The 19715-nt window shown below is 61.9% G+C and carries 15 protein-coding genes; 4 read left to right on the top strand and 11 right to left on the bottom strand.

Going from position 1 to position 19715, the window contains the following annotated elements; genetic code table 11:
• Nucleotide 1: 1 nt before the first annotated feature.
• Nucleotides 2-1111 (top strand): non-hydrolyzing UDP-N-acetylglucosamine 2-epimerase, encoded by a 1110-nt coding sequence (gene wecB / locus ASD28_RS13025; RefSeq protein WP_056128042.1) that lies wholly within the window; start codon nt 2-4, stop codon nt 1109-1111.
• Between the two features lie 50 nt (nt 1112-1161).
• Complete coding sequence (locus tag ASD28_RS13020) at nt 1162-2322, top strand: DUF1565 domain-containing protein (RefSeq protein WP_082577735.1); 1161 nt, start codon at nt 1162-1164, stop codon at nt 2320-2322.
• Here the strand turns inward: ASD28_RS13020 and ASD28_RS13015 are convergent.
• Genes ASD28_RS13015 through ASD28_RS13000 form a run of 4 tightly spaced genes read right to left on the bottom strand, consistent with a single transcriptional unit; the run spans nt 2319 to nt 6056 of the window.
• Entirely contained in the window at nt 2319-2981 is a 663-nt protein-coding gene (locus tag ASD28_RS13015) for a membrane-associated phospholipid phosphatase (protein ID WP_156404040.1), read from the bottom strand. The genes ASD28_RS13020 and ASD28_RS13015 overlap by 4 nt on opposite strands.
• An 8-nt stretch (nt 2982-2989) precedes the next feature.
• The gene (locus ASD28_RS13010; protein ID WP_056128030.1) at nt 2990-4183 is read right to left on the bottom strand and encodes a DegT/DnrJ/EryC1/StrS aminotransferase family protein; all 1194 of its coding nucleotides are present in this window, start codon (nt 4181-4183) and stop codon (nt 2990-2992) included.
• 4 nt (nt 4184-4187) lie between these two features.
• Nucleotides 4188-4784: a sugar transferase gene (locus ASD28_RS13005; RefSeq protein ID WP_056128027.1), complete on the bottom strand. Its 597-nt coding sequence runs from the start codon at nt 4782-4784 to the stop codon at nt 4188-4190.
• Between the two features lie 39 nt (nt 4785-4823).
• Nucleotides 4824-6056: a glycosyltransferase family 4 protein gene (locus ASD28_RS13000; protein WP_056128023.1), complete on the bottom strand. Its 1233-nt coding sequence runs from the start codon at nt 6054-6056 to the stop codon at nt 4824-4826.
• A gap of 276 nt (nt 6057-6332) precedes the next feature.
• On the opposite strand from ASD28_RS13000, the gene ASD28_RS12995 reads away from it, so the two are divergent.
• Nucleotides 6333-7532 carry an acyltransferase gene (locus ASD28_RS12995; protein ID WP_056128021.1) on the top strand — a complete coding sequence of 400 codons (1200 nt, stop codon included), beginning with the start codon at nt 6333-6335 and terminating at the stop codon, nt 7530-7532.
• A gap of 27 nt (nt 7533-7559) precedes the next feature.
• On the opposite strand, the gene ASD28_RS12990 is transcribed toward ASD28_RS12995, so the two are convergent.
• The 6 genes from ASD28_RS12990 to ASD28_RS31025 all read right to left on the bottom strand — a co-directional run bounded on the left by ASD28_RS12990 (nt 7560) and on the right by ASD28_RS31025 (nt 17236).
• Nucleotides 7560-8822, bottom strand: a complete 1263-nt coding sequence (locus ASD28_RS12990; RefSeq protein WP_056128018.1) for a glycosyltransferase — start codon at nt 8820-8822, stop codon at nt 7560-7562.
• On the bottom strand, nt 8823-10103 hold the full coding sequence (locus ASD28_RS12985) for a lipopolysaccharide biosynthesis protein (RefSeq protein ID WP_160408644.1): 1281 nt from the start codon (nt 10101-10103) through the stop codon (nt 8823-8825).
• Between the two features lie 121 nt (nt 10104-10224).
• The gene (locus ASD28_RS12980; protein WP_056128013.1) at nt 10225-12507 is read right to left on the bottom strand and encodes a polysaccharide biosynthesis tyrosine autokinase; all 2283 of its coding nucleotides are present in this window, start codon (nt 12505-12507) and stop codon (nt 10225-10227) included.
• A gap of 59 nt (nt 12508-12566) precedes the next feature.
• Nucleotides 12567-13541, bottom strand: a complete 975-nt coding sequence (locus tag ASD28_RS12975; protein ID WP_229412349.1) for a polysaccharide biosynthesis/export family protein — start codon at nt 13539-13541, stop codon at nt 12567-12569.
• A 369-nt stretch (nt 13542-13910) separates the two neighbouring features.
• Nucleotides 13911-15041 (bottom strand): choice-of-anchor Q domain-containing protein, encoded by a 1131-nt coding sequence (locus ASD28_RS12970; RefSeq protein WP_082577732.1) that lies wholly within the window; start codon nt 15039-15041, stop codon nt 13911-13913.
• A 302-nt stretch (nt 15042-15343) separates the two neighbouring features.
• On the bottom strand, nt 15344-17236 hold the full coding sequence (locus ASD28_RS31025; RefSeq protein ID WP_082579133.1) for a TonB C-terminal domain-containing protein: 1893 nt from the start codon (nt 17234-17236) through the stop codon (nt 15344-15346).
• 168 nt (nt 17237-17404) lie between these two features.
• Here ASD28_RS31025 and ASD28_RS12955 point away from each other — a divergent pair, with 168 nt between their 5' ends.
• Nucleotides 17405-18706: a family 1 glycosylhydrolase gene (locus tag ASD28_RS12955; protein WP_082577730.1), complete on the top strand. Its 1302-nt coding sequence runs from the start codon at nt 17405-17407 to the stop codon at nt 18704-18706.
• Between the two features lie 9 nt (nt 18707-18715).
• On the opposite strand, the gene ASD28_RS12950 is transcribed toward ASD28_RS12955, so the two are convergent.
• Entirely contained in the window at nt 18716-19651 is a 936-nt protein-coding gene (locus tag ASD28_RS12950; RefSeq protein ID WP_082577729.1) for an MBL fold metallo-hydrolase, read from the bottom strand.
• Nucleotides 19652-19715: the final 64 nt, after the last annotated feature.

The following is a 19715-nucleotide window of genomic DNA, read 5'->3' as shown; positions in this document are numbered from 1 at the left end:
CATGAATACAAAGAAAATCGTCACAGTGATCGGCGCTCGCCCCCAATTCATCAAGGCGAGTGCGGTCTCGGCCGTCCTTGCCGAATCCGGCCAGCTTTGCGAGACCGTCGTGCACACCGGCCAGCACTTCGACGCCAACATGTCGGATGTATTTTTCGCCGAGCTGGGCATGAAGCCGCCCGCTTATCAGTGCGGGATCCACGGCGGTACCCATGGCGACATGACTGGACGCATGTTGATCGACATTGAGACTATATTGTTGCTAGAGAAGCCTGATGCCGTCCTGGTATATGGCGATACCAATTCCACACTTGCAGCATCATTGGCGGCGGTCAAGCTACATATCCCGGTCGCGCATGTCGAAGCAGGTTTGCGTTCATTCAACATGAGATCTCCGGAGGAGGTCAACCGCATGCTTACGGACCGGGTCTCGCGCTGGCTGTTCACGCCAAACCATGAGGCGGGCGTGCATTTACTGAGCGAAGGCGCCAGTGCCGATCGTATTCATCAAGTCGGCGACGTCATGCTCGATGTCGCGCTTCGGCATGGCGCACGGGTCACGCCCGACGGGGGTGTACTGGGGCGGCTGCGGGACGAGCACGGTGTCCGGGCAGGCGAGTATTGCCTGGCCACCATACACCGGGCAGAGAACACCGACGATCCCGCCAGGCTGACAACGATAGTCGAAGCCCTTTCGCGTTTCGCCAGCGATATCGACGTCGTACTACCCCTGCACCCCCGTACGCGCAGCACTCTCGCGAAACAGGGCAAATTGAAGGCCTTGCAAAACGCAGTGGTCGTGCTGGATCCACTGGGCTATCTGCCGATGGTGCAGCTGGAGAAATACGCTGCGATCATTGCTACCGATTCCGGTGGCGTCCAAAAGGAAGCCTTCTTCTATGGTGTTCCCTGCGTGACCTTACGGGATGAGACCGAGTGGACGGAGTTGGTGGATGCCGGATGGAACCGGCTGACGCCACCAGTCGATGCCGCTTCCGTGCTGCATTCCCTGCAAGCGAGCCTTGGACTTACCGGCAAAGACATTGCTCCTTATGGCGTGGGGGACGCGGCGACCCGGATCGTGAAACGTCTATCGGACGAGCTTGCCTGAACCACCGACGCTGTGCCAGCGCGCCGTCGGCGGACACCACGGAGGTACGCATGAGAAAGTCCACACCCTACGAAAAGCCAAGCCATGTGCCGAACCGTCACGGAGCCCGGGCCGGCGGCGACCTGCAGCGTCAAGTGGCTGCGCGCATGGTTTCACTCATCAGCTTCGCTGCCCTGCTCGCCTCCTGTGCCGACACCAGACAGCTGTACGTGGCCCCCCATGGCGCCGACTCGAACCCTGGAACGAAAGACGCGCCCTTCCTGACGATCGGACGTGCCGATGCCGCCGCTGCTCCGGGCTACACGATCCATGTGGCGCCCGGCGAGTACAGGGTCTCCGCGCCACGCGCGGACAGCGCTGGCATCAGCACGCTGCGCAGCGGCACCTCCTCCGCTCGGCTCAAATTCATATCAGACGTCAAATGGGGTGCAAAAATCATCGCGTCGGGAACCGGCATCGCCTGGCATTCAAAAGGAAGCCATGTCGATATCGAAGGTTTCGACATCAGCGGCACCGGGCGGCACGGCATTCTGGCAGACGGCACGAATCTCACGATCGCGAATAACTTCATTCACGAGCTGACGGTCAGCGGCGGGTGCACCGGTAATGGCGGCGCCGCGATCGATACCAACGGTGGTGATGGCAACGTACTGATCAAAGGGAACGTGGTCAGGAATATCGGCCATTCGATGATTGGCAAGTGCAACACGGTGCAGGGAATCTACATCGCCAACCCGAAGAATACGGTCGTCGACAACATCGTGTCCGGCGTTGCGCTGGCAGGTATTCAACAGTGGCATGGCGCCACGGATTCAACCATTGTGCACAACACGGTCTTCGGCTGCAAAATCGGCATACTCATCGGCGGTGGCGACGCCGGCACCTTGCCGAACGGTTCAGAAAACAATTACGTCGCAAACAACATCATCTACGACAACATCACCTACGGCATTATCGAAGTCGGCAAGGTCGGCGCCAACAACCGCTACATCGATAACCTGGTGTACTTGAGCGGAACCAGTGTGCGCGCGGCCGGCCACATCAGCGGCACCATCTCAGCTGATCCCGAATTCGTGAATTATCAGGCTGACGGCACCGGTGATTATCGTTTGCGGAAAAGCTCGCCGGCCATCCGCAAATACGCCACCGCTTCTTCCCACGAAACGCGAGCAGAGCTCGGGGCGTACAGCATTGGGGCTGCCGGACATTAACCGGGACTGTGCAAGCCCACTTTCGACGCACCTTGCTGTGCTCGCGGCTGCCGAGCGGCACACGCGTCTACACCGCTGGTCCATCGATATGGCTGGTCACGCCCGGAGAAATAGAGCGCGACGTCGACCAGCCGGTGGTTGATCGTGGACGGCTTTACACTGCAGATAAAAAAGAAAGTAAGCAAACTCATCGCCACGGTCTGGCGATTTGCACCGGGCGCCGGCAGTGTCGCCGACAGACGTACAAACACACGGCCGGCAGCGACGCCGAGCACCAGGCTCGCCAGAACCTCCGAAGCCGTATGGAACCTGAACAGGATGAGCAGTGCGCCGAGACCAATGCTGAGCGCCACACCGGCCGCGAATCCGCGTTCGCGCCAGCGGCCAGGGGCGCTCTGCAAAAGCACGAACAACAGAACGGGCAGTACTGCCGCTGTCCGCCACGCGTGACCGCTGAGCGCCTTGAAACCAAGCGAAGGCACATACAGCCCCCACCCGAGGAAGGCAAGCTTGGACAGGGCAACCAGCCCCAGGCCGGCGGCAAAGATCAGGCACCAGCATGACGCCAGCTTCCACGCCCGGCCGCAGATGAGCCAGACAGCGATCGCACCCGCCGTTGGCACCATCACCGCCGTATGGCCGATATCGATGACATACATCCACGCCATCATGGACTCGCTGGCAATGCCGCGCCTTCCGCCATGGTGATGACTTCCCGGATGACCCGACAGGTCTTCTGCATATCCTGCTCGCTCAGCGATGGGTGTACGACGAACATCAGGCTTGTCTCGCCCAACGCCTTCGCGACCGGCAACCGGTTCGTCGGGCGGTAGCCTGTGTTATCGAAAGCCTTCTCCAGATAGAGTTCGGAACACGTGCCTTGCACGCACGGGACACCTCTTGCAGAGATTTCCTCGATGATCCGGTCACGCGTCCAGCCGCCTGCCAATTTCTCGGGCTCCACAAACACGTAAAACTTGTAGAAGGCGTGCTGCACGTCAGCCGGCACGACGGGCACCCGCAATGCCGCGAATTCCCGGCATGTCGCAGCGATCCTCGATGCATTCGCCTGCCGTCGGGACGTCCACATGGGCATGTGCTGGAGCTGGATACGCCCGATAACGGCCTGGATTTCCAACATCCGCCAATTGGTACCAAAGGACTCGTGTACCCAACGGTAGCCAGGGGGATGCTGACGTTCGTACATGGCCTCCCACGACTTGCCATGATCCTTGTACGACCACATGGTAGTCCACCATTGGCGGGAATTGGTGGTCACCATGCCGCCCTCCCCGCCCGTGGTCATGATCTTGTCCTGGCAGAACGACCAGGCGCCGATGTGTCCGATGCCCCCCACCATCCGCCCCTTGTAGCGCGCGCCGTGGGCCTGGGCACAATCCTCGATCACGAAGATGCCGCGTTCCTGGGCAAGCTCCATGATAGGGTCCATGTCACATGGCCAGCCCGCCAGGTGTACGCAGATGATGGCCCTGGTACGTGGTGTCAGCACGGCCCGGATGGTCTCGGCCGTAATATTCTGGCTGTCCCGGTCGACATCAGCGAACACGGGAATCGCGCCCGCATTGACGATGCAACTCGCGGAAGCCAGGAAGGTTCTTGGCGTCACGATCACTTCGTCGCCCGGCGATATGCGGAGTGCCTTGAGAGCCACGTCCAGCGCGAGCGTACCGTTCGACAGCGCGACGGCGTACCGGGTCCCGACCCATGCCGCAAATTCCTTTTCGAACTCCCGGCATTCCGTGCCCGTCCAATAATTGACCTTATTCGACAGGATGACATTCCTGACAGCGGTTGCTTCCTCGAGTGAGAAGCTTGGCCAGGTAGCGCATGAAGTACTCATGACCTTATCCGAAAATGGTGTGAAAAATATAGCGAAGATCGCGCAGCAGGGAATAATTATTGAAATACTCCCGGTTTATTCTTACCTTGTCTGGCCAGATGATCCGGTCGTTATACGTCTCTGGATCATCGACCGCCGCCAATATGACCTCCTCATCCTTGTATTTGATGGATGCCGGGCCGGTAATTCCTGGCCGCAATGAGAGAATGATGCGGTCCTCACCCTGCAGACGGTCTGCATACCCAGGCACATCCGGCCTGGGGCCGACAAGGCTCATGCTTCCAGCCAGAACATTAAACAGCTGAGGCAACTCATCGAGTTTGTATTTCCTGAGAAACCGGCCGGATTGCGAAATCGAAGCGAGATTTCTGGATGCGATGGGACTGCGCTGGGTGTCGCTCGGATACATCGTCTTGATTTTACAAACACGGATGACGCGACCATGGCGTCCAATACGCTTTTGTATAAAAAAGCCATTACTCCGAGTATCAATTGTCGCCGCAAGCCAACATAAGACGATGACTGGCGCGAGCAACAGCACCCCCGCAAGCGATGCAACGATATCAAATGCTCTTTTAAATAAAATGTCGGCTTTTGACATTTCGCGCCTCATCGATCGGCAATACGCACGGCCTGCCTTTCAGGCACTGCAGGCAGCCAGAAAACGTTCGCTCAGGATTGGATAAATATGGTTCTCCATGACAAAACGCTTGCCGCATAGCCCCATGGCTTGACGCTCGCCGGGACTCAAAGCCAGCAGATCCCGGATGCCTTGCGCGACGACTGCCGGATTTTCCGGTACGACCGTCAAACCGCATCCCGCGTCGCCGACCGGATCGTTACCCGCCTCGACGGCGTGCAATACCGGGCGGGCAGCCATCATGTAATCCATCAGTTTGTTTGGCGCGATACCGAAGCGGTAGAGAGATTGGCGTTGCCAGCCGATATACGCAATGTCGAAACGTCGAAGCAGTGCCGGAATCTGCTCCTTGGCGATCGGATCGATGAAACGAACGTTTTGCAACTGCTCTACCTGCGCCCGGCGCTGCAAGTCCGCTTTTTCCGGACCGCCTCCGACCAGCACAAAAACCACTTTGTCGTCGCGCATAAGTGCTGCGGCATCAAGCAACGTGTGCAGCGAGTTCGATACGCCATGAGTGCCTGCGTAGCCAACCACGAAGTTTCCTGCATCCCTGATAGCGGAAAGTGCCGCCTCGACGCTTGCCTGGAGTGCGGCGCCCCCTGTCGTCCACTCCCGCGGATCGACGCCATTCGGGACGATGTGCAATCTGTCACGCGGTACCCCGCGGGATTCCACGTAGTCATGCACTTTCGGAAGCATGGACACGACCGTATCCGCATGACGATAGGCATAGTCCTCTGCGGCTTGCACCAGCATGATGAAGGGATGCCATTTCGACATCCGCCCCAGTTCCATTGGCGTCAGCGGCCATAAGTCATGTATTTCGAAGATGAGTTTCGCACCGGCCAATTTTGCTATCCGGCGCGCGGGCCAAATGTCCATTGGATAGGTGCTCGACGCAATGACCACATCCGGTTTGAACGATGCGGCAATTCGCTTGCTCTCGAAATATAAACGGCTGACAAAGGAAGCCATATTGCGCACCCGTCCAATGCCGTTACCGCAATACGCCGGCGTCTCAAGCCATGTGTATTGAATACCGTCGATGGTCTCGGGCAGGCCGTCCTGGCCTGCCAGTCGAGGCTGCCGGCTTCGGATGTGAGATTGGGAAGCTGCAATAATCTGCACATCGTGCCCCGTGCGCACCCATTCTCGTGCCAGGTAATACGGCCGGTATTCCATGCCATAGTGCGGCGAACCCGCATAATGATTGACGTAAAGAATGCGCATCGTTTCGACACCTGGTAATCCAGCACGACGATCGAACAACAGGTGCGATTATCATATTTTTAAGACCGCACAAACTGATTAGCATCAATCGTAACCAATCCGACTATTTACCGAATTTTTCTTCTATTCCATTGAGCGAACTTAAAAAGTCGAGGCCGGAGTATTTTCTCGTGTTTTAATGTGATTTAGCTTTATGCAGCATCAATAACGCTAATTGCCGGCATCGATATCGTCCGATAGAGAACCAGTCGCATAGCTCCCAAAAGGAAATGAATCATGGCAATCAATAAAATGCCGAGAATCACATTCCAGGCACACAGTCAGGCCGGCGATGACTGCTGGCATTCGGTCGTGATTTCGCTGTTGCGCGGGCTGGCTGCGATCGAGGTTGCCGCCGCGCACCTGCGCGCGGACGTATACCCGGGCATGCGTACGGTTGTGGATCCATCGATCTGGTTCAAAGGATTCACGTTCGCTACCGGCTTTGCGCACCACGCGGTACTGGTGTTTTTCGTCATCAGTGGCTGGCTGGTGGGGGGCAGCCTGCTCGACAAGATCCGGCAGCCCAACGCGATAGCCAGCTATGCGATCGACCGTGTAACGCGTCTGTGGACGGTGCTGATGCCGACCTTCGTGCTGACACTGCTGTTCGGTTTCGCCACCGGGATCGTGGATGCGCAAGACGTCGATTTTCATCTTGCCAACGATTACTCCGCCGTGGTGTTCGGCGCCAACCTGGTCGGCTTGCAGACCATCGCCGTGCCTGCGTTCGGCGGCAACTTCCCACTCTGGAGCCTCGCCAACGAGACCTGGTATTACATCCTGTTTCCGCTCCTGGTCGTGCTGTTGCGCGCGCCCGGCCGCGTCCTGCGCGTCGCGTGCGGTGCGACGCTTCTCGTGCTGGCAGCCCTATTGCCTGCCGCGATCGTCGGCTACTTCGTGATCTGGTTGCTGGGCGTGGCGTTCTCGCGGATCAGGATCGAGTGCAGCACCGGGCAGCGTACGGGCTGGCTGATACTGGTCGCCGCGCTGTGGGCGTATTATCGGCTGACCGGCGACATGAACGCGTTCACCCTTGCCAACCTGCTGCCGGACCTCGGGTGCAGCCTGGTGTTCCTGGTGCTTTTGTCGAGCCTGCAATTCAAGGCCGCCGCAACGTCCAGGCTGCGGCCCCGCCTCACCAGGATCGGCAGCTTTTTCGCGGAATTCTCCTTCAGTCTCTATGTCCTGCACGTGCCGCTGATCGGCCTGCTGCAGCATTGGACATTGAAGCGCTGGGGGCTGCGCGAGCTGTCGCCGCACGAGCCGCTGCACTTCGCGCTCTATCTGGCCATGCTGGCCACATTGCTTGTGGGTGCCTATTTGTCATACCGGCTGTTCGAATCGCACACTTACCAGATTCGGCGGCTGCTCAAGCGCATGCTGCTGCAGCGCCCCGCCCGCACGCCCGTCGCCCCGACCTTTCGCGCCGATTGAAGCCCGCGGACGGCTCGGCGCGCGCATTCACGGACGGGATGCGATGTCGACCAGGGATTGGCCGAACTGCGGGTAATTGTGGGCGGCGCTATATTTTTCCTGCCAATCGGCGCGCGCACGCGTCCGGTATGCCAAAGCCGACGCCCTGTCGCGGAAGCGCGCAAGCGCACCGGCGATGGTCGCGACGTCCGGATCGGCCGGGATCAGGATGCCATTGCTTTCATTGACGATTTCGCTGTTGCCGCCGACGTCGGTTGCCACCATCGGAATGCCGACCGAACTCGCCTCCATGAGACTGACAGGGATCCCTTCGCTCGAACTGACGTTGACGAACACATCAAAGGTTTGCTCCCGGTACAGCTTCATCACGTCTTCCTGCGCAAGGTAGCCCGTAAACACGACCTCGGCGCGCCTTCCTCCCAGCTTCGACTGGGCGTATGCCTGTAACGCCTCGAACAGCCCGCCGTCCCCGATATGGGTCCACCGGACACTGAGCGATGGTGCTGCCTCCAGCAGGTGCGCAAGCGCATCGACGATGAGGTGCAGGCGCTTCTCCTCGACGACGAAGGAACACGAGACGACAGAGAGCGCTTCCTCATGCGGCTGCGCGTTCCTGAACCCGGGGTCATCCACGCCGAGGCGCGCGGTGAAGCACTTGCGAGCCGCCGCCGGATGCTCGCGCGCCACGTAGGCCCGGCCATGCTCGGAGATGCTGAAGACAGCGTCGATCCCGGCCAGTACCCCCTGCCGCAAGCCTGCATAGCCACCGCTGCGCTTGTCCTCGTACAAGTCGCCGCGATGGGCTCGCGACACCACCTTGAGCGAGGGCTGGTACACATTCCGGAAACGGATCGCTCCTGCGATTTCCGGGAACATCCAATAAAAATAAACGATGTCGATTTTCTTGTTCGCGTACCGAACCTGCTCGACCAGAAAGCGCTCGAACAGGCGGGCGCGGTACAGGGCGCGCGCCAATTCCTTCACGTTCTCCCAGCGGTGCGCGCCGCGCATGACACGCCGCGCATCGTCGAGCCACGCGTAGCGCCACAGCCCTCCCAGGAATGAACCGACCACGTTGAAGCGTCGCTGCACGCCCCAGCGCGCATTCGCGTAATCGTGGTTGACCGGTAGCGAGGTCGGGCGCGGCGTGGCGTCCCGCGGGTAGAAACCCGGCACGAGTTCGACATGCGCGAAACACTGGGCAAGATATTCCAGTTCGGCCTTGATGAAGGCTTCGTTCCGGCCGTAAGGGTAAGAGGTGGTCACCACCAGTATGCGTTCCTGTTTCATTCACTCGTCTCCCTCGACAAAGGTCTCGACATCGGTGCGCGCGCCACTCGCCTCTGCCCGCTTCGCGGCCATGATTTTCCTGTACATGACCACGGTATACAGGGCAGTGATCGAAAACGCGACCGTCGACGCGAGTGCCGCACCGCTCGTTCCCATGACTGGAATGGCGAGGACGCCGCAGATGGCATTGATCACCAGGCACAAGATAGCGCCTTGGATATTCACTCTTTGAAATCCCATCCCGGCAAGGGCATTCGATACGATGCTCATATAGCTCCAGGTGACGATCCCCGGCAGCAGAATGATGAACGGTGCGACACTGCCCCGGAAATCCTTGCCGAACGCGAGCGGGATTGCGAACGACGAGATGGCGGCAGCGGCCAGCGCGCCGGCCAACGTCACCTGCACCACCAGTTTCGCCACTTTCGCCACCATGGCTTCCAGCGCCTCCGGCGACCTGCTGTTGGCGGCCGATTCCGGGTACACGATCGACGACGCGGCGCCCGAGAAAAGCCACAGCATCTCCGCCAGCTGTACCGCCAGTGCGTAGAATCCAGTCGCGGTGGCGCCCAACATGAAGCTGACGAGATACAACGCGAGCCTGTAGTTAAGAAAGGTGATGACATTGCTGACGTGAGCGCGCAGCCCGAACGCAACCGCATCGCGCAATCGGTACTGGCCGGTGGCGCCAGGCGCGATTTTCCCGAGCCGCGATTCGCTCATCAGCCAGAGCGACAGTTGGCCGATGAGGTGGCACGTCACCACGGCCGCCACGCTGACGCTGCCGGTCAGACCCAATAAGGCAACCATGGCGAAAAAAATGAACGGGTGGATCAACAGTGTTCTGTTGTAGGTGCGATAGTCACGCTGGCCCCGGATCATCGACGATGACCATCCTGCCAGCAGCAGCAGCGGGAACAGGAGACTGGCATACAAGGCCAGGCCTTTGTGTATGCCTGGAAGGAAACGGGCGATGCGTTGCTCGCTGCCGGCCGCCAATACCAGCGCGACGACCACCCATAGCAGGGCTGCAAGAATCCAGTTCGCGGCGCGCATCTGCCGTGGATTGCCGGAACCGGAGCTCAGGTGGTACACGTGGCTCGCGCCCATGCCGAGGTTGAGAAATGCGTACAGCGCCTGGGGCAGCAACATTGCCGTGGCCAGCACCCCGTTACCCGCCGGCCCGAGCAGCCGCGCGGTGATGCACATCCCGGCAAAGTACAAGGAACCTGACAGGATCTGGCGGGCGACGGTCGCGCCAATGGTGGCAGACAGGTTCAAGTGCGAACCCGGGGATCGCCCCAATGAGAACGCTGCAAACAGGCTTCGCATCATTGTCTTCATCGTTGGCCTGGCGGGTTGGGTTCTGGTCCTGCCAGCTGAAGGTTCGCGCCGCGAAGCGCTAGGCCGAGTAGCCCAGCTGCGCCGCATCGTCGATGTATCGCGTACGACCGGAGCCAATTCGCAAGGCCATGTCGTTGAACAGCACCCCGCGCGGCGAAAGGCCTGCATGGTTCAGACGCTTGATCGATTCCGTGATCTCGGCGTCGGTCGTGACGCGCGCGCGCGTGAGGAGGAATATGGCACCGGCGTGATTGCCGATGATGAGGGCGTCGGAGGCCAGCAGGACCGGCGGCGTGTCGATCAGCACCAGGTCGTAGTTGGCGCCGGCGGCTTCGAGTAACGTGCTGAAATTCACGTGCAGCAAAAAGTCCGAGCGGTTCGGCGGCAACGGGCCCGTCGGGATGAAGTCGAGATTCTCGAAGACCTCGTGGTGCACGACGTCTTCGATCCGCATCGATCCATTGATGGCCTTGGACAATCCCTGGTCGCGACTGACGCCGAAGTAGCGGTGCAGGTGGCCGCTGCGGAAGTCCGCATCGATCAGCAACACCCGCTTGCCGCTGGCCGCCATCACGGCTGCGAAGTTCGTCAGCACGAAGGACCTGCCGAGGCCGTGGGTCGGCCCGGCGAACATGACGATGTTGTTCCTGAAGTGGGGCATCGCGAACTGCAGGGCAGCCCGGAAGCTGCGCAGGCTTTCCACGGCGGCGTCCCCGGGAATGACACGGGCCAGCAGAGGCAAGGGCTCCATGCCGCCCCGCGCCTTGTGCATCAGCTTGTCCTGGTTGCTGCTGTGCGGGATCGTGGCATAGACCACACGGGCATGCAGCAAGCGCTCGATCTTCTGCGGATCGTCGATGCCGCCCTTCATCGCATTGCGTGCAAACGCGATCATGGTGCCGAGCAAGAGCCCCGTGACCACCGCGAGCGCGACGATCAAGGGACGGTTCGGCTTGAGCGGCTTTTCGGGCGGCACCGGCTCATCGACCATGCGCACGTTGCTCACCCGGCCCACCGAAATCAGTCGCAACTGCTGGGCCGTGTTCGACAGTGCCGTGTACAGGTCCGTGCTGACCTTGATGTCCCGGGTCAGTCGCGCTTCTTCCTGCTCCAGTGCCGGCAAGGCCTTGATGCGCGCGTTGACGTCATCGATTTCCGCCTGGGCTTCCTTGCGCTGGCGATTGATGGTCGCGATGATCGGATGGTCTTCCGTGAAGCGTCCCAGCAATTCTGTTTTTTTCTGGATCAGGTCGAGGCTGCGGGTGCGCGTCGCTGCCGCCTGCGCGAGCATTTCCTTGGCCTCTTCCTGCAGGTCCACGGTGCCGTGGGTGTTGCGGAACTGGTTGTAGCGGTCTTCGGCCTGCTCGAGCTGGCGCTTGAGGATCGGCAGTTGCTGGTTCAGGAAGGCCAGCGACTTTTCCGCTTCCTCGGTCTTGCGCGCCAGATTCTGGCGCATGTACTCGCGCCCGATCTCGCGCAGGACCGCGTAGGTGCGCTGGGCATTCTCGCCCTGCAGCTTGACCTCGATCACGCCGGACTGCTTGCCCTGTTCCGAGATCACGAGGGCGCTCTGGATCGCCTGGATCATGGCCACCCTCGAGATGCGGCGCAGGCGGAAACGCGCGCCGGCCTTCGCCTGGATCCGATCGACCTTCAGCTCGATGGTCCCCTCCGGCGTCGGCACGCGGTAGCGCTGGCCGACGATGCCGTCGAAAACGGTGCGCTGCCCGCCGCCGGAAAAACGGAAGCGCCCGCTCCCCAATGACGTCAGTGCGAACTCGCGGCCCAGCCAGGCCTCGGGTACCTCGAAAAGCGAAACTTCGGCCCTTTCCCCACCCCAGACATAGCCGCCGTAGCCGAACAGTCCCGGTTCAGACAGCGCGCCGCTGTTCTGGTTGGCGAACCAGAATCCGGCGACAGGGAAATACTTCGGCTGCGTGTCGATGTACAGCTGCAGGTTGTCGATCGCGCGCGATACGACCATCCGCGAGCGCAGCAACTCCATCTCGGCGATGGCTGCCTTCTTGGTCTCGAACAGCGACGACGCTTCGCTGAGGATGTTCTTCGTGGCGTTCGGGCTTTCCTCCTCGACGTGGATCAGCAGGTCCGCTTCGAACACCGGCATCGCAAGCAGCGCGTACAGTACGGCTGCCAGCGTGATGAGGGCCGTGATTCCGCCGATCAGCCAGCGGCTGTCATAGAGTGTGTGCAGGTGGCTCTTGAGGTCGAAAGGCGGGTCGTCTGCCCCACCCGCTGTCGCGCGCGGATCGAAAGGGACGCTGACGATAGGCGGCGTATGGACCACAGGTGTCAGGGAATGCGACTCGCCGAGGGTGCTCATGGTCATGCTCCTGCAGGGTTCCGTGTGCGTGATCAAGCGTGCGTTCGTGTGCGCGGGTTTCAGGGCCGCGTGGTGGCGCTGACGGCCGACGTCAGTGCGCCCGGAAACAGGAGGCTCAGGTTCCGGTTCCAGTTAGCCAGGGGCGTCGCTGCCACGTAGACGATGTCCTTGGGCTGCAATTCGAAGCCTTCGGCCAGCGCCAGCGAACTGGCCTCGCGGGCGTCGAGCCGGAACACGCGGGTCCGGCCGGACGTCTTGCGCACCACGTAGACCTGCCGCGCGTCGCCGCTCAGCGGACTGATGCCGCCGCTCTCGCCGAGCGCCTCGTTCAGGGTGAGGCGCCCATCGTGCATCGTCAGCGCCTTGGGCGTGATGACCTCGCCGGAAACGAAGACCTTGCTTTCGTCTCGCGATTGCACGCGGACCACGTCGCCCGGCTTGAGCATGACCAGTCCGGGATTGATGCCCTTCTGCACGAGGTCGCGCAGGTTGACGCGGTAGCGCTGCTGGCTGCGCTCGAGGACGATCCTGCTCTGGTCGGCGGTGGGCAGCAGGCCGCCGGCACGGTTGAGCGCCTCGACGAGGGTCATCGGGATGTCGTTGATGGCTTGCAGGCCGGGGGCCTTGACCTCGCCGTCGATGTACACGCGCTTGCTGCGGTAGGACTGGACCCGCAACGTGACGTTCGGGCCCGCAAGATACCTGGAAAGTTTCTTCGTCAGGACCGCGCGGGCCTCCTCCTCGGTCAGGCCCTCGACGGGCACGAGGCCGATGAGCGGAAACTGGATGCGCCCGAGATGGTCGACCACGAAACCCGGCGGCGCCGCGTTCGCTCCGCTGGGATCGGGTGCGCCAGGGGACGCGTTTACGGCAGTCCCGGCCAGTTCAGGGTGGTCCCAGACCACGATGGACAGCACGTCGCCGCTGCCGATCGCGTAGGGCGCCGGATTCTGCACGAGCAGCTCGTCCAGGCCCTGGTTGGCCACGTCCTGATGCTGCTGCCGTTCCACGGTGATCAGTTGTTCCGTGATCATTTCTGTCGGCGGCGCGGGTTCGTCGGTCCCCGCTTTGTCCTGCGAGCGGAACTGGATAACGGGGGCGCATCCGCCTAAGGCGAGCGCCAGCAAGGCGGCCGCCATACATTGCGTAGAGGAAGCTCTCATGATTTGCCTGTCGGAATGTGCTGCCAACCCCTGGCGATCCGAGTCAGGGTAAGCCCGCTACCCGGAATGGCTTTGGCGCACGTCAAACGGCAGGCTCAGGTCAGCATTAACGCCAGCGGCAACAGTTTGCCCGCGAGTGTGCGTATATGCGGCGCGGAAATAAAAATACCCGCATCGAACTTCGATGCGGGTATCGTTCTCGCTAGTGCGAGATGATCAGATCAGCGTGAGCCGGTGCGATCAGTACTCGTAAGCGCCGACATCGACTGCCGCGCCACGCGGACGGGCCACGCCTGCGAAATCGATCGTCGGTGCCTTGGCCGACGTGCCGCGGTCGATTGCGGGCGAGCTGCTGTACACGCGGTAGTCGCCGGTGCCGTTCGCCAGGTAATTCCTGAACAGCGGATCCGACGAAATCGAACCGGTCACATACCCCTTCACTTTCCAGCTGGTGCCGCTGCGTGCGACCAGGTTGTTGGCATAACGGTTGTTACCGCCCATCTTGCCCATTTCGATCACGCCGTAAGCACGGTTGTCGTAGACGATATTGTTGGCGACGTAGTTGTTGGCCGAGCCGGTCGTGGTGCCGGCGTCGCCCTGGCCCAGCAGGATACCGATCTTGTTGTGGAACGACGTGTTGTTGACGATCGTCGACGCGGTGGCGCCGTGCCATTGCTGGATACCGGCCATTGCAACGCCCGAGACAATATTGTTCGTGACGACGTTGTTGGCATTGGCGATATAGATGCCCTGGATCGTGTTGCATGCGCCGATATAGCGATAACCGATGTTACGAACCACGTTGCGGTCGATGAGGACGTTACCGACCGGACCATACGTGTCGATCGCTGCGCCGCCGCTGCCATTGCAGCCGCCGCTGACTGTCAGATCGTGGATATAGTTGTTCTTGAACGTCAGGTACGCCCCCGAAGCCAGGAGACCATGACGGCCCGAGCCGGTGATCTGGAAGCCGTCGATATCGACATAGTTGCCGCGCGAGTCCCAGGTGATACCGGTGCCCGACACGACGATCTTGGCGCCCCACTTCACGTCCGACACGAAACGGATACGCGCGCTCGAGGTGCCGCTCTTCCGGGTCACGATGCCGGCACTGCTCAAGGAAGGTGCCGACACATAATATGTTCCAGCGGCGACGTGGACCGTCGATCCAGCGCTTGCCAGCGCGTCTGCACGCGTGATCGTCTTCACTGGCGCTGCTTGCGTGCCCGGGTTGGAATCGGAGCCCGTGGGCGACACGTAGATGTTAGTGGCGGCAAGTGCGCTCCCACCGACTGCCAGCAACGCGACAGCACCAAAGCACGACAACAGGTTGATACGAACGTTCGGAACAAGCTTGACTGCGTTTTGCATTTAACTGCCTCAACAAGTGAAAGGAGTAGCTTTGAGGCGTGGAAACTTCCTAAGTTCAATGAATTTGCGGAAAAATTTTTTAGGAGTAACAAACAATACAAACAAATTTCCTCTACGAAAAATTTCTTAGGAGGATAATTACTTGTTGTTTGTTATGCCGTGACGCAGGGGGAAGGTCGCTCAAGGGCCGGACGGTGGGATTGCCGGACGCGCCACATGAACGCTGAAACATGTCGCATGCTTCAGCGTTCGAATGAGGGCAAGATTTGATCGTGGCCGCATGGCCGCGCCGACCGCGGGGGTCAGCGCATCTCTTCCATCAACCGCAGGGCGCCTGCGAAACGCCACACGCGCCGCAGTTCGATGACGTCGTAGTTCGCCGCGACGTTCGGCGGAAACGCCGAATAACGCGCGTTCAGGCGCACGATGCGGCGCACGAAGTCGTCGATGTCGGCACGGCCGCTGGAGCGCAGGACGGTCACGTCCTCGACACTGCCGTCGCTCCGGATCGCCACGCTGACGATGGGATCGGTGCGCACCACGTCGGCCGACAGTTGGGCGTCGCTCAGAACGGCGTTACGCTCGATTTTCTGGCGCACGCTGTCCATGTACATGCGCAGCGGAATGTCGTGGCGCGCCGCCTCGGCCAGGGCGCGCCGGACGGCACGTGCCGCGTCCTCGGCGGGCTGCATGGCCCGCGGCACGGGTTTCAGGATGTCGATGCCGCGCATCATCTCGCGCGCACGCGAAGCCAGGTCGCTGCCCAGCGCGCCGCGCGGGAGCGTGCCGTTGCCACGTCCGGCGCCATCGCCGCTGCCGCCGTCCGCGCCTGCGCGCGCGGGCCCCGGTGCTGCGGCGTCGGAAACGGCACGCTCGCGTGCCTGGCGGGCCCGTTCCTGGGCCAACCGGGCGTTCTCTTCCGCCTGACGGCGTGCCGCCTGTTCGGCCTGGGCTCGTTCCTGGCGCGACCTTTCTTCAGCGAGCCGGCGGGCCCGTTCCTGATCCGCCAGCTGTTGCCGGACGGCCTCCTCCGCGCGGCGTTGCTCGGCCAACTGCTGCGCGCGTGCGTGCTCGGCCTGCTCGATACGCTGCTGTTCGGCCAGCTGCTGCGCCCGCTCCTGCTCGGCTTGCTGGATACGCTGCTGTTTGGCCAGCTGTTGTGCCCGCTCCTCCTCGGCTTGCTGGATACGCTGCTGTTCGGCCAGCTGCTGCGCCCGCTCCTGCTCGGCTTGCTGGATACGCTGCTGTTCGGCCAGCTGCTGCGCCCGTTCCTGCTCGGCTTGCTGGATACGCTGCTGTTCGGCCAGCTGCTGCGCCCGCTCCTGCTCGGCCTGCTGAAGGCGTCGCTGCTCCGCCAGGCGCCGCTCTTCCTCTTCCTGGCGTGCCCTCGCCTGCGCTTCCTCGGCCGCGCGCTGCCCGGCCAGCGCCGTCTCGTATTGCGCGGATTGCTCGGCGAGACGCTGGCGCTGCTGCTCGGCCTCGGCCCGCAGCCTGTCCTCGGCGTCGGCGCGCAGGCGGGCTTCGTCCGCTTCGCGCCGCAGCGCCCGCTCCTGCTCGCGTTCCTCAGCCAGGCGAGCGCGCTCGGCCCGTGCGGTTTCTTGCGCCATCGCATCGTCCTCGGCGGGTGTATCGGCCTCGGCCGGCGGCTCGGCGCGGGCCATCGGGTCCGGCGCGGGATCGGGCTCGACAGCCGGCAGCGGCACGTCGAACGTGTTGTCCTGATGGGTTTCCTGAGCGATCACCCGCGTGTGCAAGCCATCGGCCAGGCGCGTGGCAGGCGGTTTGCGGCGGCGTTTGACGACGCGCCGCGGCGGCGGCGCGGGCGTGGGTGCCGGTGCCCTGGGCACCGGTACCGGCACGACGGGATCGACGACCGTGAAACCGTGGCGCGGTATGGCCGACTGCTTCGGCGGCAAAGGCAGCGGCGCCACTGCCGCGGGCGCAAGTGCGACTGGGGCGGGCGGTAACGCAGGTACCGGCGGCGGTGGCACAGGCGCCGAGTCCGGCACAGGTACGGCAGGCGCCGTCAGCCGGATCGACATCGGTCCGCCGGGTCCCGGCCGTAATCCGGGAATGCCGAACTGCAGGGACAGTACGAGGGCATGCAGCAGCAGGGAAACCAGCACGCCCATTGCCAGCCGGCGCTCGGACGCATCGTTGGCTATGACAGGTCGTGCCGAGGTGGCATTGGGCATGCTGGTCGTGTCGCGTCGGGCGTGAAGAAATGAAATGTTGCTGGATTGATAGCACAGCTTACACGCGACAGTAAAGGGGGCGCGCACAAATGGGGGCGCGCACGGTTCGGAACGCTGTTTGCAATCCCGGCTACAATGAATTGGACCGATCAGCAGCCAGGGGTTCGAATGTCGCCAGGATTTATTTTCGCAACGGGTATCGAAAACAGCATTCCGACGATCGACAACGGTCGCGTGCGCATGGACGAGATGGAAAAGTGCGGCCACTACAAATACTGGCGCACGGACTTCGACCTCGTACAGGAACTCGGGTTGAAAGTCCTGCGCTACGGGCCGCCCTTGCACAAGACGTGGCTCGGGCCCAAGCGCTACGACTGGGAATTCGCCGACCTGGCACTCAACGACCTGCGCCAGCGCAACATCGCATCGATCGTCGACCTGTGCCACTTCGGCGTGCCCGACTGGATCGGCAACTTCCAGAACCCGGATTTTCCCGAGTTGTTCGCCGAGTATGCCGGCACGTTCGCGCGGCGCTACCCATGGCTGCAGTTGTACACGCCGATCAACGAGATGTCGATCTGCGCCCTCTTCTCCGCCCTGTACGGCTGGTGGAACGAGCAGATGACGACGGACCGCGGCTTCGTCACGGCGACGAAGAACCTCGTCAAGGCGAACATCCTGGCCATGCATGCGATCCTGCAAGTGCGTCCGGACGCCCTGTTCGTGCAAAGCGAATCGACCGAATACTTTCACGCCGAAAGCCCGTCCGCCATCGGCCCCGCCGAGCTGTACAACTCCCGCCGCTTCCTGTCGCTGGACCTGAATTACGGCCGCCGCGTCGATTCCGAAATGTACGAATACATGATGGACAACGGCATGACGCGCGAGGAGTATCACTTCTTCCTGAACAATAATCTGAAGCACCACTGCATCATGGGCAACGATTATTACCAGACCAACGAGCACTACGTATCGGCGGACGGGCTGACGCGGGCGGCGGGCGAGATCTTCGGCTATGCCGTCATCACGCACCAGTACTACAACCGCTACCGGCTGCCCGTGATGCACACGGAAACGAACTTGTGCGAAGGGCCGCGCGGCGACGAGGCCGTGCACTGGCTGCGCAAGGAGTGGGCGAATGTCCTGCGCGTCCGCAATAACGGTGTGCCGCTGGTCGGGTTCACCTGGTATTCGCTGACGGACCAGGTCGACTGGGACACGGCCCTGCGCGAGAACAACGGCAACGTCAATGCGCTGGGCCTGTTCGACCTCGACCGCAAGATCCGCCCCGTCGGCATCGCCTACAAGGAGCTCGTGCGCGCGTGGATGGAAGTGCTGCCGACGCAAAGCGTCTGCCTGCAGGTGCCGATCGTGATGCCGCACGAATTCCAGCGCCATGTGCCGCCGCCGAGCGGCTGGCCATTCGACGAAGACGCGACGCTCGCGCCACGTACCGAAGAGCGCGAGTGACCCGCAAGGTCAATGCTCGGCGGGCCCGAACGTGTAGGTATCGCCGTGCGCCAGGTAGACGACCTGCTGGTCGAGTCCGGCCGCCTTCACCTCCCGTGCAAAGTCCGACAGCGGCGACTTGAACACGTCGTAGTCGTCGTAATGGATCGGAATCGCCTTTTTCGGCTGGACGATCTGCATCAGGGTCACGCCGTCCTTGCCGTCCATCGTGACCTTGAAGACACCCAGGATGCGCGTGCCGCCCAGGTGCAGCAGGGCGAGGTCGACACCGGGAAATCGTTGCGGGATCGCCTTCAGGTCGTCGTAGATCAACGTATCGCCGCTGACATACATGCGATAGGCCGGGGCCGCCGTGTTCGGGCCGAAGTCGAGGACCGATCCCATCACGGAGGGCAGCAGCGCCTGCATGCCCGCCTTGCCGTGGCGACCCGGGGCCGCCGTGATGCGCAGCCGGGCCTCGCCTTTTTCGATGTCGATCCGGTCCCACGTCGCCAGCCCGAACGTGCGCTGGAAGCCCATGTCCTTGAGCTTTTTCGCCGCCGACTTGGTCGTGATGATGGGAATGTTCTTGTCGAGTTTTTCCTGCACGAGCCTGTCGAAGTGATCCTCGTGCAAGTGAGAGAGCACGACGAGATCGATCGGCGGCAACTGTTCGAGATTCAGGGCCGGATTCGTGAGGCGTTCGGACGTGATGCCGTAGCCGAGGTGCACATGGTCGCCCTTGTGCAGGAAATTGGGATCCGTCAGGATCGTGAAGCCCTGGTAGCGGATCAGCACCGTCGCGGTGCCGATGAACTGGACGGTGCCGTTCGCTTCAGCGGGCGCACCCGCCGGTGGCAGCCTGAGTGCGAGCGTGGCGGATTCGGGCGCCTTCGTTTGCGCGCTTGCCATCACGCAACCGGACAGGAACATCACCATCATCCACACCACCCGGACCAGCACCATATCGCCTCCTTGCCATTGTCGAGTCAAGACTAGCATGGGGGTATGCACGCAGGCGTTCGCTAGC

Origin of the sequence: Massilia sp. Root133 (genome assembly GCF_001426525.1) — a bacterium.
Taxonomy (GTDB): domain Bacteria; phylum Pseudomonadota; class Gammaproteobacteria; order Burkholderiales; family Burkholderiaceae_D; genus Telluria; species Telluria orientalis.
Note: the sequence above shows the minus strand (reverse complement) of the source record. Positions and strands in the feature narration are given on the sequence as shown.

Coding starts and splice junctions, on each gene's coding strand:
- ASD28_RS12980 (WP_056128013.1), bottom strand. CDS start 12,507: ATGAGCACCCTCGGCGAGTCGCATTCCCTGACACCTGTGGTCCATACG.
- ASD28_RS13005 (WP_056128027.1), bottom strand. CDS start 4,784: ATGTCAAAAGCCGACATTTTATTTAAAAGAGCATTTGATATCGTTGCA.
- ASD28_RS12955 (WP_082577730.1), top strand. CDS start 17,405: ATGTCGCCAGGATTTATTTTCGCAACGGGTATCGAAAACAGCATTCCG.
- ASD28_RS31025 (WP_082579133.1), bottom strand. CDS start 17,236: ATGCCCAATGCCACCTCGGCACGACCTGTCATAGCCAACGATGCGTCC.
- ASD28_RS12975 (WP_229412349.1), bottom strand. CDS start 13,541: ATGATCACGGAACAACTGATCACCGTGGAACGGCAGCAGCATCAGGAC.
- ASD28_RS12990 (WP_056128018.1), bottom strand. CDS start 8,822: ATGAAACAGGAACGCATACTGGTGGTGACCACCTCTTACCCTTACGGC.
- ASD28_RS12995 (WP_056128021.1), top strand. CDS start 6,333: ATGGCAATCAATAAAATGCCGAGAATCACATTCCAGGCACACAGTCAG.
- ASD28_RS12950 (WP_082577729.1), bottom strand. CDS start 19,651: ATGGTGCTGGTCCGGGTGGTGTGGATGATGGTGATGTTCCTGTCCGGT.
- ASD28_RS13020 (WP_082577735.1), top strand. CDS start 1,162: ATGAGAAAGTCCACACCCTACGAAAAGCCAAGCCATGTGCCGAACCGT.
- ASD28_RS13000 (WP_056128023.1), bottom strand. CDS start 6,056: ATGCGCATTCTTTACGTCAATCATTATGCGGGTTCGCCGCACTATGGC.
- wecB (WP_056128042.1), top strand. CDS start 2: ATGAATACAAAGAAAATCGTCACAGTGATCGGCGCTCGCCCCCAATTC.
- ASD28_RS13015 (WP_156404040.1), bottom strand. CDS start 2,981: ATGTATGTCATCGATATCGGCCATACGGCGGTGATGGTGCCAACGGCG.
- ASD28_RS12970 (WP_082577732.1), bottom strand. CDS start 15,041: ATGCAAAACGCAGTCAAGCTTGTTCCGAACGTTCGTATCAACCTGTTG.
- ASD28_RS13010 (WP_056128030.1), bottom strand. CDS start 4,183: ATGAGTACTTCATGCGCTACCTGGCCAAGCTTCTCACTCGAGGAAGCA.